Source organism: Streptomyces sp. NPDC055239 (assembly GCF_053606205.1).
In genome coordinates, this window is sequence record NZ_JBSGRD010000003.1 from 243,272 (window position 1) to 257,987 (window position 14,716).

The 14,716-nt window shown below is 70.7% G+C and carries 11 protein-coding genes and 1 tRNA gene; 5 read left to right on the plus strand and 7 right to left on the minus strand.

Annotated elements, in window-relative coordinates:
• Position 1: 1 nt before the first annotated feature.
• The 3 genes from ACWFRJ_RS12055 to ACWFRJ_RS12065 are packed head-to-tail and all read left to right on the plus strand — an operon-like array spanning position 2 to position 4,331.
• Positions 2–232, plus strand: coding sequence for a phosphopantetheine-binding protein (locus tag ACWFRJ_RS12055; RefSeq protein WP_453527800.1), 231 nt, complete (start codon positions 2–4; stop codon positions 230–232).
• A complete protein-coding gene (locus ACWFRJ_RS12060; protein ID WP_453527803.1) occupies positions 229–4,131 on the plus strand; it encodes an amino acid adenylation domain-containing protein in 3,903 nt (1,300 codons plus the stop codon). Before ACWFRJ_RS12055 ends, ACWFRJ_RS12060 begins: the two co-directional genes overlap by 4 nt.
• The gene (locus ACWFRJ_RS12065; protein ID WP_453527806.1) at positions 4,128–4,331 is read left to right on the plus strand and encodes an MbtH family NRPS accessory protein; all 204 of its coding nucleotides are present in this window, start codon (positions 4,128–4,130) and stop codon (positions 4,329–4,331) included. Before ACWFRJ_RS12060 ends, ACWFRJ_RS12065 begins: the two co-directional genes overlap by 4 nt.
• A 76-nt stretch (positions 4,332–4,407) precedes the next feature.
• On the opposite strand, the gene fes is transcribed toward ACWFRJ_RS12065, so the two are convergent.
• Positions 4,408–5,697: an enterochelin esterase gene (gene fes / locus ACWFRJ_RS12070; protein ID WP_453527809.1), complete on the minus strand. Its 1,290-nt coding sequence runs from the start codon at positions 5,695–5,697 to the stop codon at positions 4,408–4,410.
• Between the two features lie 127 nt (positions 5,698–5,824).
• Between fes and ACWFRJ_RS12075 the strand changes: the two genes are divergently transcribed.
• On the plus strand, positions 5,825–6,706 hold the full coding sequence (locus tag ACWFRJ_RS12075) for a hypothetical protein (RefSeq protein ID WP_453527812.1): 882 nt from the start codon (positions 5,825–5,827) through the stop codon (positions 6,704–6,706).
• Positions 6,707–6,708: 2 nt separating this feature from the next.
• On the opposite strand, the gene ACWFRJ_RS12080 is transcribed toward ACWFRJ_RS12075, so the two are convergent.
• The 4 genes from ACWFRJ_RS12080 to ACWFRJ_RS12095 form a co-directional block, all read right to left on the minus strand.
• Positions 6,709–7,374 carry a response regulator transcription factor gene (locus ACWFRJ_RS12080; protein WP_453527815.1) on the minus strand — a complete coding sequence of 222 codons (666 nt, stop codon included), beginning with the start codon at positions 7,372–7,374 and terminating at the stop codon, positions 6,709–6,711.
• 47 nt (positions 7,375–7,421) lie between these two features.
• Positions 7,422–8,618: a sensor histidine kinase gene (locus tag ACWFRJ_RS12085; RefSeq protein WP_453527818.1), complete on the minus strand. Its 1,197-nt coding sequence runs from the start codon at positions 8,616–8,618 to the stop codon at positions 7,422–7,424.
• Positions 8,619–8,724: 106 nt separating this feature from the next.
• Positions 8,725–10,968 carry an MMPL family transporter gene (locus tag ACWFRJ_RS12090; protein WP_453527821.1) on the minus strand — a complete coding sequence of 748 codons (2,244 nt, stop codon included), beginning with the start codon at positions 10,966–10,968 and terminating at the stop codon, positions 8,725–8,727.
• 166 nt (positions 10,969–11,134) lie between these two features.
• On the minus strand, positions 11,135–11,611 hold the full coding sequence (locus ACWFRJ_RS12095) for a MarR family winged helix-turn-helix transcriptional regulator (RefSeq protein WP_383285615.1): 477 nt from the start codon (positions 11,609–11,611) through the stop codon (positions 11,135–11,137).
• Positions 11,612–11,792: 181 nt separating this feature from the next.
• On the opposite strand from ACWFRJ_RS12095, the gene ACWFRJ_RS12100 reads away from it, so the two are divergent.
• Positions 11,793–12,560: an SDR family NAD(P)-dependent oxidoreductase gene (locus tag ACWFRJ_RS12100; RefSeq protein WP_453527824.1), complete on the plus strand. Its 768-nt coding sequence runs from the start codon at positions 11,793–11,795 to the stop codon at positions 12,558–12,560.
• 109 nt (positions 12,561–12,669) lie between these two features.
• Here ACWFRJ_RS12100 and ACWFRJ_RS12105 read toward each other — a convergent pair.
• Together ACWFRJ_RS12105 and ACWFRJ_RS12110 are read right to left on the minus strand one after the other, a co-directional pair.
• Positions 12,670–12,754, minus strand: a tRNA-Leu gene (locus ACWFRJ_RS12105).
• 287 nt (positions 12,755–13,041) lie between these two features.
• A complete protein-coding gene (locus ACWFRJ_RS12110; RefSeq protein WP_453527827.1) occupies positions 13,042–14,619 on the minus strand; it encodes an aldehyde dehydrogenase family protein in 1,578 nt (525 codons plus the stop codon).
• Between the last annotated feature and the right edge of the window lie 97 nt (positions 14,620–14,716).

The window sequence follows — 14,716 nt, forward strand, 5'->3', positions numbered from 1 at the left end:
CATGGCGCTCAGCGTGGAACTCATACGGGCCGACGTGGCCGATGTCCTGGGCGAGGACCCTGCGGACATCCCTCTCGACGAGAACCTCGTCGACTACGGCCTCGACTCGGTGCGCATCATGTCGCTCATCGAGCGCTGGCGCCGCGAGCACGGCATCACGGCCACCTTCGTGGACCTGGCCGAGCAGCCCGCCATCGAGGCCTGGGCGCCGATTCTGGGAGCCTCGGCATGAGGCTCACCGCTGCCCAGTCGGGCATGTGGTTCGCGCAGGCGCTCGACCCCGGAAGCCCGGCCCAGAACACGGCCGAGTGCCTGGAGATCCACGGCCCCATCGACCCGTCCCTGTTCGCGCGGACGCTGCGTCAGGTGGTCTCCGAGGCCGATGCCCTGCGCGTACGGATCATCGAAGGGGCCGAAGGACCGAGCCAGTTGGAGGTCCCCGACCCGACGCTCCCGCTGAAGGTGCGCGATCTGCGGGCCGCGTCCGACCCGGACGCCGACGCGCAGGCGTGGATGCGCGAGGACCTTGCCACGCCGTTCGACCTGGCTGCCGGGCCGCTGTTCGCGCACGCGCTGTTCCGCGTCGGCGACGAGCGCTGGCTGTGGTACCAGCGGGTGCACCACATCGTGATGGACGGCTTCGGCTACTCGCTGCTCGCCCGCCGCACCGCCGAGATCTACACCGCGCTCGCAGCGGGCGAGACACCCGGGACGAGCCCCTTCGGACGACTTGAGGACCTGGTCGCCGAGGACACCGCGTACCGCGCCTCGCAGACGTACGACACGGACCGGCGCCACTGGGACGGCGCCTTCGCCGACCGCCCCGACGCCCCCAACCTGGCCGGGCGCACCGCGCTGCCGTCCCGCACCTTCCACCGCCGCAGCGCCCGCCTCTCCCCCGAGGCGACGTCCCGGCTGCGGGAGTCCGCGTCCTCGATGCGGGCGACCTGGCCGGAGGTCCTGATCGCCGCACAGGCGCTCTATGTATCCCGGGCCACCGGCTCCGCCGAGGTCGTGCTCGGCCTGCCGATGATGGGCCGCATGGGCTCGGTGGCGCTCCGCGTGCCCGGCATGGTGATGAACGTGCTTCCGCTGCGGCTCACCGTGACCCAGCAGGCGACGTTCGCCGAGCTGACCCGGCAGGTGGTGCTCGGCATCCGTGCCGCCCGCCGCCACCAGCGCTACCGCTACGAGGACATCCGCCGCGACCTGGGCCTGCTCGGTGATGGCCGGTCCCTGGTCGGGCCGCTGATCAACGTCATGCCGTTCGACTACGGCCTGACCTTCGCGGGCGCCCGCACCGACGCCCACAACCTGTCGGCGGGCCCGGTCGACGACCTGACGGTCAACGTCTACGACCGTGCCGACGGCAGCGGCCTGCGCATCGACTACGACGGCAATCCCGCCCTGTACGAGCCGGATGAACTCGGCGTCCACCAGGCACGGTTCATGGAACTCCTGGAGCGCATCGCCGATGCGGGTCCGCACACTCCGCTCGCCGAGCACACGATCGCCCGCCACGGTGAACTGACGCTGGTGGTCGACGAGTTCAACGCCACCGCGCACCCGGTGCCGCCCACCACGCTGATCGGCCCGATCGAGGGCCAGGTGGTCCGCACCCCGGACGCCACCGCCCTGGTCTTCGGCGACGAGGAGCTGACGTACGCCGAGCTGAACGCCCGCGCCAACCGGCTCGCCCACCATCTCATCGAGGTCGGCGTACGTCCGGGCGCGCTCGCGGCGGTCGCCGTGCCGCGCTCCCTGGACCTGGTGATCACGCTGCTCGCCGTGCTCAAGGCGGGCGGCGCCTATCTGCCCCTGGACCCGGACTATCCGGCGGACCGTCTCGCGTACATGCTCAAGGACGCGGGCCCGGCCTGCGTGATCGCCGACCGCGCCGACCGGGTGCCCGCGTCGGGTGTCCCGCTCGTCGCCCTCGACCGCCTGGACACGACGCCGTACGGCACGTACGACCCGCCGCGCGCACTCACCCCGCACCACGCCGCGTACGTCATCTACACGTCAGGGTCCACCGGCCGCCCCAAGGGCGTCGTCGTGCCGCACTCGGCGATCGACAACCGGCTGCGCTGGATGCAGGGCCAGTACGAACTCACTGCCGGTGACAGGGTGTTGCAGAAGACGCCGTCCGGGTTCGACGTGTCGGTGTGGGAGTTCTTCTGGGCGCTGCGGGTGGGCGCGACGCTCGTCGTCGCCGAGCCCGGCGGCCACAAGGACCCGGCGTACCTCGCGCGCGTCATCCGCGAACAGGACGTCACCGTCTGCCACTTCGTGCCGTCGATGCTCCAGGTGTTCCTTTCGGAACCGGCCGCGGCCGACAGTGCGGGACGGCTGAGGCACGTCTTCTGCAGCGGGGAGGCGTTGCCGCGCGAGACGGTACGGGAGTTCGGGCGCGTGCTCGACGGCGTACCGCTGCACAATCTGTACGGTCCGACCGAGGCCGCCGTCGACGTGACGTACCACCCGTGCTCCACCGACGGCACGGGCCCGGTGCCGATAGGCAAGCCCGTCTGGAACACGCGCCTGTACGTCCTGGACGCGGCGCTCCAGCCGTGCCCGCCCGGTGTGCAGGGCGAGCTGTATCTGGCGGGCACCCAGCTGGCAGCCGAGTACCTGGGGCGGCCCGAACTGACCGCGGCCCGTTTCGTCGCCGATCCCTACGGTCCGCCCGGCACCCGCATGTACCGCACGGGCGACCTGGCGCGGTGGACCGAGCACGGCGAGATCGAGTACCTGGGCCGCACCGACCACCAGGTGAAGCTGCGCGGTCTACGTATCGAACTGGGCGAGATAGAGGCCGAGTTGGCGGCAGATCCCGCGGTGGGCGCGGCCAGCGTCCTGGTCCGCGAGGACCGGCCCGGCGACCAGCGGCTCGTCGGGTACGTGACGCCCTGCGACACCGGAGCCGTCGCCGACCCCGAGGAGCTGCGCGCCCGGCTCGCCCGTACGCTGCCCGACTACATGGTTCCCGGCGCGATCCTCGTCCTCGACGACTTCCCGCTCAGCCCGAACGGCAAGCTGGACCGGCGCGCCCTGCCCGCCCCCGCCTTCGAGGGGTCGGGGGACGGTGGCCGGGTGCCGAGCGGCCACCGCGAGGAGACGCTCACCCGGCTCTTCGCCGAGATACTCGGCGTGCCCCAACTCGGCGTGCAAGACGCCTTCTTCGACCTCGGCGGCACCTCGCTCCTGGCGGCTCGTCTGGTCTCCAGGGTCCGCGACACGCTGGGCGCCGAGCTCACCATCGGCACGCTCTTCCAGGCGCAGACCCCGGCGGCGCTCGCCGCCCACCTGGACGCGGACCACAGCGAGGCCGACCGCTCCCTGGACGTGCTGCTCGCCCTGCGCGCGGGCGGCGACCGCACCCCGCTGTTCACCTTCCACCCGGCGGGGGGCATCAGCTGGTGCTACTCAGGGCTGCTCTCGCGGCTCGATCCGGGCCAGCCGGTGTACGGGCTCCAGGCACGTGGCCTGCACGGTTCGCACGACTCGCACAGCGAACTCCCCTCCACTATGGAGGAGATGGCGGCCGAGTACGTCGCCGCGTTGCGCGCCGTGCAACCGCACGGACCATACCGGCTGCTCGGCTGGTCGGTGGGTGGCGTCCTGGCCCACACGGTCGCCGTTCTCCTCCAAGAGGCTGGCGAGGAGGTCGAGTTGCTCGCGCTGCTCGACGCCTACCCGTCCGACCAGTGGCGCGATGCCGCTGTCCCGGCGGAGGCGGACGCCCTGAAGGCGCTGCTGCGGATGGCCGGTTACGACCTGACGGACGAGCTGACCCGCGAGGACGTCCTCGCCACCCTGCAACGCGAGGGCAGCGCCCTGGCAGGCCTTCCCGACCGGACGCTGTCGGCGGTGCTCGACATCGTCATCAACAACGCCCGCCTGATGCGCGAGCACGAGCACCGCCCCTTCGACGGCGACGCCCTGTTCTTCACGGCCTCCGCGCCACGCGCCGAGGACTGGCTGACGAGGGAGGCCTGGGCACCGTACGTCAGTGGCGCGATCGGCAACCACGACGTGGACTGCCTGCACCCGGAGCTGACGCAGCCGCGCCGCCTCGACGAGGTCTGTGCCGTCCTCGCCGCCCGCCTCAAGGAGCTGGACCACGCATGACGACCACGCCCGGCCCGTTCGACCCGGTCGACAGCGGCACCGACGCCGACACCGAGCCGACCCACCTGGTCCTGGAGAACGCGCTCGGGGAGTACTCCCTGTGGCCTGTCTTCCGCCGCGCCCCCGAGGGCTGGACCACGGTGTACGGCCCGGAGACGTACGGCCGTTGCGTGGCCCGCCTCCAGGATCCGCCCATGTGACGGAGATCCGGCTCGTCCGCCCGGCCCCGCTCGACCTTTCGCACTGGGGTGTGCGGGACGCGGCCGTCCCCGAGGGCTACGCGGCGGACTGATCGCCGAGCAGCCCTACGAGTCCGTCCGCGAGCTCGGTGCGCCAGCACAAGTAGTCGTGCCCGCCGTTGAACTCGCGGTACACGGCGTCGTCGTACCCCTTCTCCCGCAACGTGGCGCGCAGCCTGCGCATGGCGGGCAGCGCGACCCACTCCTGTTCACCGGCCGAGAGCCAGAACCGCACGGGCAGCTTCTCGCTCGCGGCGATGCGTCCGGTCAGCCACTCGGAGCGTTCCGGGTCGGGTCCGTCGGGCCACCAGAAGGAACCCGACTGCGCCAGGACGCGGCCGAACCTCCCCGGCGCGATCACGGCGGCGTACGCGGCGGTGAGGCCGCCGAGGCTCTGGCCCGCGACGACGGTCCGCGCGGGATCACCGGTCAGGGACAGCCGCTCGCCCGCCCAGGGCAGCAGCTCGGTCTCCAGGAACCGGACGAACCGCTCGTTGCAGGCGAGCTCTTCCCAGCGCTGGTCGGCGCTCAGGGATTCGGGCAGCAGGGCGGCCAGGGGCGGGATGCCGCCGTCGGCGATGAGGTTGTCGAGGAGGGTCGCGATGTCGAGCCCCGGCTGCCACATCTCACCGTCCATGAGCACCAGGACGGGCAGGTCGCGCCCGCCGCCCGGTGGCTCGTACAGGTGCACCTGCCGTTCGTTGCCGAGCAGTTCGCTGCGGACGGTGTGTGTGCTGACGGTGCCGCGCGCCACGCCGTCGCGGCGCCGCCAGTCGTCGCAGGTGGGAGCCTGCGGCAGCTCTACGTAAGAGACCGGGTCACCGCCCCAACGCCGGGTGAGCGTGCGCGAGTTGAGCGGGTCGGTCCGCTGCTGCTGCCGCAGCCAGGGCCAGTACGCGCCGTCCTCCGCCAGTGGGCCGTCCCCCTCGTCCACACACAGGCTGTAGGTCGCACGCCAGTCCTCGCGCATGCGGACCGACCAGTGCCAGATGTCCGTGCCCGGCACTCGTTCCATCAGGTTGGGGGCCATGTCACGCGGGTCGACGATCTTGTTCGGCATCACGAGGACGGCGCGGGTCGCGTCCGTGCCACGCCACAGGAAGGTGACGACCCGGTACTCGTCGTCGCCCTGCGGATCGGGCTCGACGAGCGGCGCCCCACCGGCCTCCCGTACGGCATCCCAGAAGTCACCGTGCCCCACGCCCCGCTCCACGCCCTGCTCCACGGCCCGGGCCACCCACGCACTGTCCACCGGCTCGACGGGCTGCGGCCGCGGGATGCGGGGCGGCCGGCGGGTCGCCCCCTCGGGAGGAGCGGTGAGCGGCATGAGGGAGCCTCCAGGGTTCACTACGTACACATATAGCTAAGGGTGACCTTACTTGAGCCGGTCACCCCTGGGACGACCAGGGCGGGGCCGCCTCCTCCTGGCCCAGGCCACCGGTACATTGCCGCCTATGTCGATACCGAACCCCCAGCCCAACCAGCCCAACCAGCCCAATCCGTACCAGCAGAACCCGAATCCCTACCAGCAGCCCCCGGGCGCGGTCCCGCCTCAGGGTTCACCTCAGGGTTCGCCTCAGCCCTACGGTCAGCAGCCCGGCCCGTACGGACAGCAGCCGGGCCCCTACGGCCAGCCGCCCGCCCCGCCCGCGCCCCCGGCCGGTCCGCGCAAGCCGACGCCGGGCTGGGTGTGGGGAATCGGCGGCGTAGTGGTCGCGTCGGCGCTGTGGGCGGGGGCGCTCTTCGCCACCGGCAACCTCGGTTCCGACAGCGGCGACGGCGCGAAGGCGGACCTCGCCGGATACCGGTACGCGAAGAACCTCTGCGACGTCTCCTCGCTGGACGCCTTCAAGAAGAAGTACGAGATCGACACGGACTCCACCTCGACGACCCACTACGGCTCGCAGCAGAAGGGGCTCGACCAGAGCTACTGCAGCCGCAAGCTCAAGGACCCGAAGGCGGCCAAGGACACCTACTCGAGCATCTACGTCTACTCCACCGCCCGGTGGCACAAGACGACGGCCCCGGAGGGCGAGTTCGCCTCGGAGTACAAGGCGTACGAGGACCAGTCGCAGAAGACGTACAGCTACAAGACCAAGGCCGTGAGCGGCATCGGCGACGAGGCGTACCTGGTGACCGAGACGAACGGCACGGACAATGACAACCTCGCGGGCATGACCCTTGCCGTGCGCGAGGGGTGGTTCACCGTCGAGACGCGCTGGAGCTATTTCGGCGGCGGCCCGGACGACAAGGTCGAGCCGCCGACCGCCTCGGAGGTCGAGGAGATGCTCACGTCGGACACCCGCGCGGAGATGGAAGGGCTCAAGAAGTCCTGAGCTCAAGGGCGGACGAGGCCCGACTGGTAGGCGATGACGACCAGTTGGGCGCGGTCACGGGCGTCGAGCTTGGTCATGGCGCGCTGGACGTGGGTACGCACGGTCAGCGGGCTGACGAAAAGGACGTCGGCGATCTCGGCGTTGGACTTCCCCTCGGCGGCCAGGGCCATCACCTCGCGCTCGCGGGCGGTGAGCGCGGTGAGGCGTTCGGGCGGCGCCAGGTGGCCGTCGCGGTCGGGGGCGGCGAGGAAGCGGGTGATGAGGGCGCGGGTGGCCGACGGCGAGAGCAGGGACTCGCCCGCGACCACGGTACGGATCCCGCCGAGGAGTTCGTCGACGCCCACGTCCTTGCCGAGGAAGCCGCTCGCGCCTGCGCGCAGAGCACGGGCCACGTACTCGTCGGTCTCGAAGGTCGTGAGGATGAGGACGCGGGTGGCCTGAAGGTCCGGGTCGGCGCAGAGGGCGGCCGTCGCGGCGAGGCCGTCGGTGCCGGGCATGCGGATGTCCATGAGGACGATGTCGGGGCGGTGGGTCCGGGTGAGGGCCACGGCATCCTCGCCGTCGGTGGCCTCGGCGACCACCTCCATGTCCTCGCAGGAGTCGATGAGGATGCGGAAGGTCGCCCGGAGGAGGGCCTGGTCGTCGGCGAGCAGGACGCGGATGGTCATCGGGTGCGGTTCTCTTCCGGTTTCTGTGGGTGCGGCTATGGGTGCGGCTATGGGTGTGGCGGCAGTACGGCGGTGACTTCGAAGCCGCCTTCGGGGCGGTGACCCGTGTGCAGGCTGCCGCCGACGGAGTGGGCGCGTTCGCGCATGCCGATGAGGCCGAAGCCGTGACCGGCGGCGGGCACGGTGGGGGTGGTGTGGTGTCCGTGGTCGGTGACTTTGAGAGTCAGGCCTTCGGGCGCGTAGGCGATGTGGACGTACGCCGTCTTCGTGTGGGCGTGCTTGCTGACGTTCGTGAGTGCTTCCTGCACGATCCGGAATGCTGTCAGATCGACCGCCGCCGAGAGCTCCTGCGGCTCGCCCTCCGTGGTGACGGTGACCGTGAGCCCGGTGGACGCGAACGACGCGGTGAGGTCGTCGAGCCGCGCTAGTCCGGGCGACGGTTGCAGCTGCAGTTCCTGTTCCTGTTCCGATTCCAGTTCCGATTCCGATTCCGATTCCGATTCCGGGGAGGTTTCGGTGTCGTTCGTCTGGCGCAGCAGTCCTACGGTGGCCTTGAGTTCACGCAGCGCCGACGCGGTGGTGCCCGTGAGCTCGGTGAGCATCTGCTGCGCCTGGTCGGGGTGGGTGCGGGCGAGGTGAGCCGCCGTACCGGCCTGGGCGTTGGCCAGGGTCAGGTGGTGGGCGACGACGTCGTGCAACTCGCGGGCGATGCGCATGCGTTCGGCGTGCGCGGCACGGGACTGCAGGGCTGCCAGATAGGCGCGGCGCAGCTGGACGCCGCTGCCGAACACGGCCGACAGCAGAATCCAGGCGATGGGGTTGAGCGTCTTGAGAAGTATCGAGTGGTTGACGGGGTCCGCGAACATCGCCGTGGCCCCCACCAGCACCGCGACGCTGAGGGTGTAGCGGCGGGTGGTCGTCCGGTCGGTTCCGGCGGCGAGCCAGTAGAGCGCCGACATGACCGGTCCGAGGAGCAGGGGCGTGAGCAGGAAGCCCATCGCGCTCGTACCCATGGCACAGACCGTGGTCACCACGACAACGGTGCGGGGACGGCCGCGCTGCCACGGCAGGGCCGCGCACGCGACGGCCGAGATCAGGACGCCGGTCCACCACGCGGGCCGTTCGGAGGGGGCGGTGGCCCTGAGGATGCTGCCGGAGAAGGAGACACCGAACAGCAGGACGGCCAAGGCCGCGTCGGCGGCTCGTGGGTGGGTCTGCGCGTAGCGCTGCCATCTGGTGAGCATCGAGTTCTCCGATCAGGGTGCTTGTTCCATGGTCCGTGACACGGCCGCCCCACGGACGTAGGGCCGCCCGTGTCCCGCACGGGCGGCCCTGCGTCGTGCGGGTCCGTCAGACGCCCACCGACTCGCGATCGGTGGTTTCGGGCTCGGGTGCGGCCCGAAGACCGGCGGACCGCTGACTCAGCGCCTCGCCCTCCACGTCGACGCGGGGCAGCAGCCGGTCGAGCGGACGGGGCAGCCACCACGCGGCCTTGCCGAGCAGGGCGAGGACGGCGGGAACGAGCGCCATGCGGACGACGAACGCGTCGAACAGGACGGCCACGGCAAGCCCGAACCCGATCGTCTTGATCATCGATTCACCGGCGCCGATGAACCCGGAGAACACCGCCATCATGATCAGCGCGGCCGCCACCACGACACGCGCGCTGTACCGGAAGCCGCTGACGACGGCCTGACCCGGCCGGTCCCCGTGCACGTACGCCTCCCGCATGCGCGCGACGAGGAACACCTCATAGTCCATGGCGAGTCCGAAGACGATGCCCACCATGAAGATCGGCATCATGCTCATGATCGGCCCGGTCTGCTCGACGCCGAGGAGTTCGGCGCCCCAGCCCCACTGGAAGACGGCGACGACCGAGCCGAGTGCGGCGCCGACCGACAGGAGGAAGCCGAGGGCCGCCTTGACCGGCACGAGCACGGAGCGGAAGACCACCATCAGGAGCAGCACGGCGAGGCCCACCACCACGGCGAGATACGGGATGAGCGCGTCCTGGACCTTCTGAGCCATGTCGATGTTCATCGCGGTGGTTCCGGTGACCTCGAAGGAGGCTCCCCCGATGGTGGACTCGATCGCGGGACGTTCGTCGCGGATGGTGTGGACGAGGTCCTTGGTCCGCTGATCGGTGGGGGCGTCGGCCGATACGGCGCTGAACATCGCGGTGTCACCGGCGGGATTGAACTGTGCCCCGGACACGGAGACGACCCCCTCCGTGGCGCCGATCTTCTGCTCGACGGTCGACACGGCGGCCTTCGGATCCGCGGCGCCCTTGGCGTCCACGACGATCGTCAGAGGCCCGTTGAAGCCGGGGCCGAAGCCGTCGGCGAGCGCGTCGTAGGCACGGCGTTCCGTGGTCGATGTGGGCTTGGCCTCGTCTCCCGGCATACCGAGCTGGAGGTCGAGCACGGGCAGGGCGAGTGCGCCGAGGCCCGCGACCGAGGCGAGCAGCACGGGGACGGGGCGGCGCAGGACGAACCTGGCCCAGCGGCTGCCGCCGTTGTGCTCGCCGCTGTCCTTGTCCCTGCCGCGCCTGCGGGTGGAGCGGGAGAGAACGGCGTTCGGCCAGAGACCGAGCAGGGCAGGGACGAGGGTGAGCGCGATGACGACGCAGACGACGACCGCCCCCGCTGCGGCGAGACCCATCTTGGTCAGCATCGGGATGCCGACCACCGAGAGTCCGGCGAGTGCGATGACGACCGTGAGCCCCGCGAAGACGACCGCCGAACCGGCCGTACCGACGGCCAGGCCCGCCGCTTCCTGGGGCGCGTGCCCCTTGGCCCTCTCCTCGCGGTAGCGGGAGACGATGAACAGGGCGTAGTCGATGCCGCACGCGAGACCGAGCATGGTGGCGAGGGTGCCGGTCGTCGCGGAAAGGCCGAGGGCGCTGCCCAGGGCGAGGATCGAGGCCATGCTCACGCCGACGCCGATGACGGCGGTGAGCAGCGGGAGCCCGGCTGCGGCCAGCGAGCCGAAGGTGATCAGCAGGACGACGGCCGCGATGGCGATGCCTATCCCCTCGGCCGCGCCGCCCGCGGCGGGCTGGCTCGCGAGGGCGTTTCCGCCGACGTCGACGGTCAGACCCGCGTCGCGGGCCGTTTCGATGGCACCCTCGAGGGTCGACTTGGTCCGGTCGGTGAGGTCGTCGGCCTTCACCTTGTACGTGACGGTCGCGTACGCCGTCGACGCGTCCTCGCTCACCGCCCGCGCCTTGAAGGGGTCGACGGCCTGGGTGACTTGGGACCCGTCGGCCGCCTCGCCCCCGGACTTCTCGGCGAATCTCTCGACGAACTTCTCGACGGCGGCGCGGTTCTCGGTCGCGGTGATCTTCTGGCCGTCCGGGGCGACGAAGACGATCCGCGCGCTCGCCCCGTCGGCCGCGGCCCCGGGGAAGCGCTGCTCCATCAGGTCGAACGCCTTCTGGGACTCGATGCCCGGCATGGAGCCCCCCTCGTCGGGGGCGGCGGTCGACGTGACCGCGCCGAAGCCGACGGCGCCCAGTACCGCCGCCCACAGCAGGGCGACGTACCAACGCCGCCGGAAGGCCAGACGGCCAAGGCGATAGAGAAAGGTAGCCACGGGCAGAGGTCTCCAGATCTTGTCTCGGGTACCTCCACAGGCTCTCCGGAAGGGGGGTGTCCGGTCGTCGTGCGCCTGCTGACAATCGGGCGTACTGACGTGGCAGTACGCGCGCCCGCCATGTCATCCGCAGGAATTACGCCCCGCCCCTGCGGATCGGCGCGGTTCAGGGGCGCGGCCAGGGGTGCCCCTCCAGGCTCTCGATGTCGCCGTTGAAGCGCTGGAGGAAGCCGGCGAACGTCGCCACGTCCTCCGCCGACCAGCCCGCCAGGACCTTCTCCAGACCCTGGGTGTATTCGGCACGGTCGGCGTCGAGTTGGCTCTCGCCCTCGGCGGAGATGCGGAACTTGCGGGCCATGCCGCCCTCGGGGTCGGGGATGCGCTCGACGAGTCCGGTGCGCAGCATGGCCGCGGTCTGCCGGTTGAGGGTGGAGGCGTCGAGGCCGAAGGCTTCGGTGAGCTGGCCGATGGACATCGGGCCATCCATCTGGATGCGGCTGAGCAGGACGTACGCGCTGCGGTCCAGGCGCCCGCCGGAGGAGCGCGTGCGGGGGTTGTAGAGGTGCGAGTGCCGTCCGAGCAGCATCGTCTCGAATTCGACCTGTCGAACGGGCTTGTCCGTTCGGCCAACGGGTGTGTCCATGCGACGACCGGGCTTTTCCATACACGCATTCTACCCATAACGTGCATCATGCACTTCGTATGTATAGTGCATATCGAGAGGGCCGACGTCAGGATCGGTCATCTCCAGCCCGAGACAGACCCGAGAAAAACCCGAGAAAAGCTCAAGACAAGCTCGGGACAAGCTCCAGAAAAGAGGAACCATGAGCAGCGTCATGGACTTCACCGACCGCAGCGTGATCGTGACCGGGGCCGGTTCGGGCATCGGAAGGGCCACCGCCCTCACCTTCGCCGAGCGCGGGGCCAAGGTGGTCGTCGCCGACCTGAACGCCCAGGGCGCCGCCGAGGTCACCGCCGAGATCGAGTCGGGCGGCGGCACGGCCGTCGCGGTCGTGGGCGACCTCAGCGAACAGGCGGTGGTCGACGAGGTCGTCGCGACCGCGCTGAAGACGTTCGGCGGCATCGACGTCCTGGTCAACAACGCCGGGATCATGGACAGCATGTCGGCCGCGGCGGACGTCACGGACACGGAGTGGGAGCGGGTGATCCGCATCAACCTCACCGCCCCGTTCCTCCTCGCCCGGGCCGTCCTGCCGCACATGCTCGAGGCCGGCCGGGGCTCCCTGGTCTTCACGGCGTCCGAGGCCTCACTGCGGGGCAGCGCCGCCGGAGCCGCCTACACCGCGTCCAAGCACGGCATCGTGGGCCTGACCAAGTCGCTTGCCGTGACCTACCGGGACAAGGGAATCCGCACCAACGCGATAGCCCCCGGCGGCACGATCACCAACATCCGGGTCGAGGCCGACAGGGACGCACTCGGCCCGCAGGCACTGGCCCCGTACATGGGCAACGTCGGCCGCCCCGCCGGAGCCGAGACGCAGGCGGCAGCCATCGTGTTCCTCGCGTCGGAGGCGGCGGGCAACATCAACGGGGTGATTCTGCCGGTGGACGGGGGTTGGTCGGCGGTCTGACCAGATTCACGCCTGACCGGCTTCACGCCTGACCGGCTTCGAGGTGGAACACGAGTGAGGGCCGCGACCTTTCGGTCACGGCCCTCACTCACACAAACTCACTGAAGAGTGTCCGAGGGGGGACTTGAACCCCCACGCCCGTTAAAGGGCACTAGCACCTCAAGCTAGCGCGTCTGCCATTCCGCCACCCGGACCAGGTGTCTGCCGTTCGCGGTGTGTTCCCCGCGGCGACATGGACAACAATACCAAGCTTTCGGAGTGCCTTTCACCTGCATATCCGTACGCCGACGGGCGGCTGTCCGACGGCTCGCGACACGGCATCCAGAGCCTCACCATGGGTGACGGATCGATTACGGGAGTGCCCTCCGGCGTGCGGGTGCGGAGCGCGCGTCCGCGCTGCTCTGCCCGACCGGCAGGGCATCGGTCAGGCCGCCGATGCCCTGCCGGTCAGATGGCTCTCATGAGCCGAACCCGGGGAGCCTCACGCCATCAGGTGATAGCTGGGGAAGTTCCCCGGCGGCCGTTCCATCGCCGGGCCATGTGTGACCGCCCGCACAAGGAGCTCTCCGCCGACGAACGCGCCGCGCCAGGACGCGCCGAATCCGCCGAACAGCTCGTCCCTGTCGCCGCGCGAGCGGGGCTTCCCGCGGCCCGTCTTGAAGGCGCGGATCTGCGGTGCGAGACGTTCGTACGTCGCGGTGTCGTCGGTCGACAGCGTGGCGACCAACGCTCCGTTCGACGCGTTCATGGCAGCGAGCAGCTCCGCCTCGGTGTCGACCAGGACGATGGTGTCGACCGGGCCGAAGGGCTCCGCGTGGTGCAGCGGTGAGGACGGGGGCGGGTTGAGGAGCGTGACGGGGTGGAGGTACGCGTCCGTGTCCTGGCCCGGCAGGAAGCGGTCCGCCGCCGGGGTGCCGCGGTACAGCGGCACGGCTCCGCGGTCGATCGCCTCCGTCACCTGGTCGCCCAGTTCCTTCGCCTTGGCGGCGTTGATCAACGGTCCGAAGTCCAGTTGCGGGAACGGGTCTTCGGGGCGCTCGACCGCCAGGGGGTGGCCGACGCGAAGGGTGCGCACGGCCGGGAGGTAGGCGGCGAGGAACTCGTCGAAGAGGCCGCGTTGGACGACGAAGCGCGGATACGCGGTGCAGCGCTGCTTGCCGTAGTCGAAGAGTTTGGGGATGACGGCGCCGAGCGCGTCCCAGTCGCTGTAGTTCCAGATGCCCCAGGTGTTGAGTCCTTCCTGTTCGAGGATGTGCCGCTTGCCCAGGTCGGCGACGGCGGTGGCTACGGCGGCGCCCGTGTCACGTCCGCCGACGAAGGAGACGCAGCCGATCTCCGGTGCGCGGACCAGCGCTTCGGACAGCTCTCCCCCGCTGCCGCTCACGAGGGTGACGGGGATCCCTTCGCGGACGGCGAGGGCGCATGCCAGGGTCAGACAGGCGACGCCGCCGTCGGTCGGGGTCTTGGCGATGACCGCGTTGCCCGTGAGTGCCTGTACCAACACTGCGTGAACGAGCACGCTCATCGGGTAGTTCCAGCTCGCGATGTTGGACACCGGACCGTCCAGCGGGGTCCGGCCCTCCATCATCGGCTCGATGCCGTCGACGTACCAGCGCACGCCGTCGATGGCCCGGTCGACGTCGGCCTGGGCGAGCCGCCAGGGCTTGCCGATCTCCCAGACGAGGAGGAGGGCGAGCAGTTCGCGGTGTTCGGTGAGGGCGTCGAGGGTGGCGGCGACGCGGGCGCGCCGTTCGGCCAAGGGGACGTGCCGCCAGGCCCGGTGCTGGTCGAGTGAGGCGCGTACGGCCTGGTGGGCGGTGGCGGCGTCGAGGCGCGGCGGGCCCGCGATGGGGCTGCCGTCGACGGGGGACGTGGCGGGCAGGGTCCGGCCGTCCGCATGCCAGGTCCCGTTCCAGAGGTTCAGGACGCGATCGTCGCGGAAGGCCTCGGGTGCGACGGCGAGGCAGCGTCGCCAGGCGTGGGTCCAGGCCGTATCGGCTTTGAGGACGAGAGGGTTGGTGAGGGTGGATGCGAGGGGGTTGGTGAGGTGGGGTGCCATTCGGGGTTCTCCGCTCACGGTGCACAAGTCGGGGCGGGAGGTGCATGGCTCGCACGGCGCCGCTCGGTTCGCGGTCCGCGCGTGTGTGCTGGGGGAC

Coding starts and splice junctions, on each gene's coding strand:
- ACWFRJ_RS12075 (WP_453527812.1), top strand. CDS start 5,825: ATGTCGATACCGAACCCCCAGCCCAACCAGCCCAACCAGCCCAATCCG.
- ACWFRJ_RS12060 (WP_453527803.1), top strand. CDS start 229: ATGAGGCTCACCGCTGCCCAGTCGGGCATGTGGTTCGCGCAGGCGCTC.
- ACWFRJ_RS12055 (WP_453527800.1), top strand. CDS start 2: ATGGCGCTCAGCGTGGAACTCATACGGGCCGACGTGGCCGATGTCCTG.
- ACWFRJ_RS12110 (WP_453527827.1), bottom strand. CDS start 14,619: ATGGCACCCCACCTCACCAACCCCCTCGCATCCACCCTCACCAACCCT.
- ACWFRJ_RS12095 (WP_383285615.1), bottom strand. CDS start 11,611: ATGGACACACCCGTTGGCCGAACGGACAAGCCCGTTCGACAGGTCGAA.
- fes (WP_453527809.1), bottom strand. CDS start 5,697: ATGCCGCTCACCGCTCCTCCCGAGGGGGCGACCCGCCGGCCGCCCCGC.
- ACWFRJ_RS12100 (WP_453527824.1), top strand. CDS start 11,793: ATGAGCAGCGTCATGGACTTCACCGACCGCAGCGTGATCGTGACCGGG.
- ACWFRJ_RS12080 (WP_453527815.1), bottom strand. CDS start 7,374: ATGACCATCCGCGTCCTGCTCGCCGACGACCAGGCCCTCCTCCGGGCG.
- ACWFRJ_RS12085 (WP_453527818.1), bottom strand. CDS start 8,618: ATGCTCACCAGATGGCAGCGCTACGCGCAGACCCACCCACGAGCCGCC.
- ACWFRJ_RS12065 (WP_453527806.1), top strand. CDS start 4,128: ATGACGACCACGCCCGGCCCGTTCGACCCGGTCGACAGCGGCACCGAC.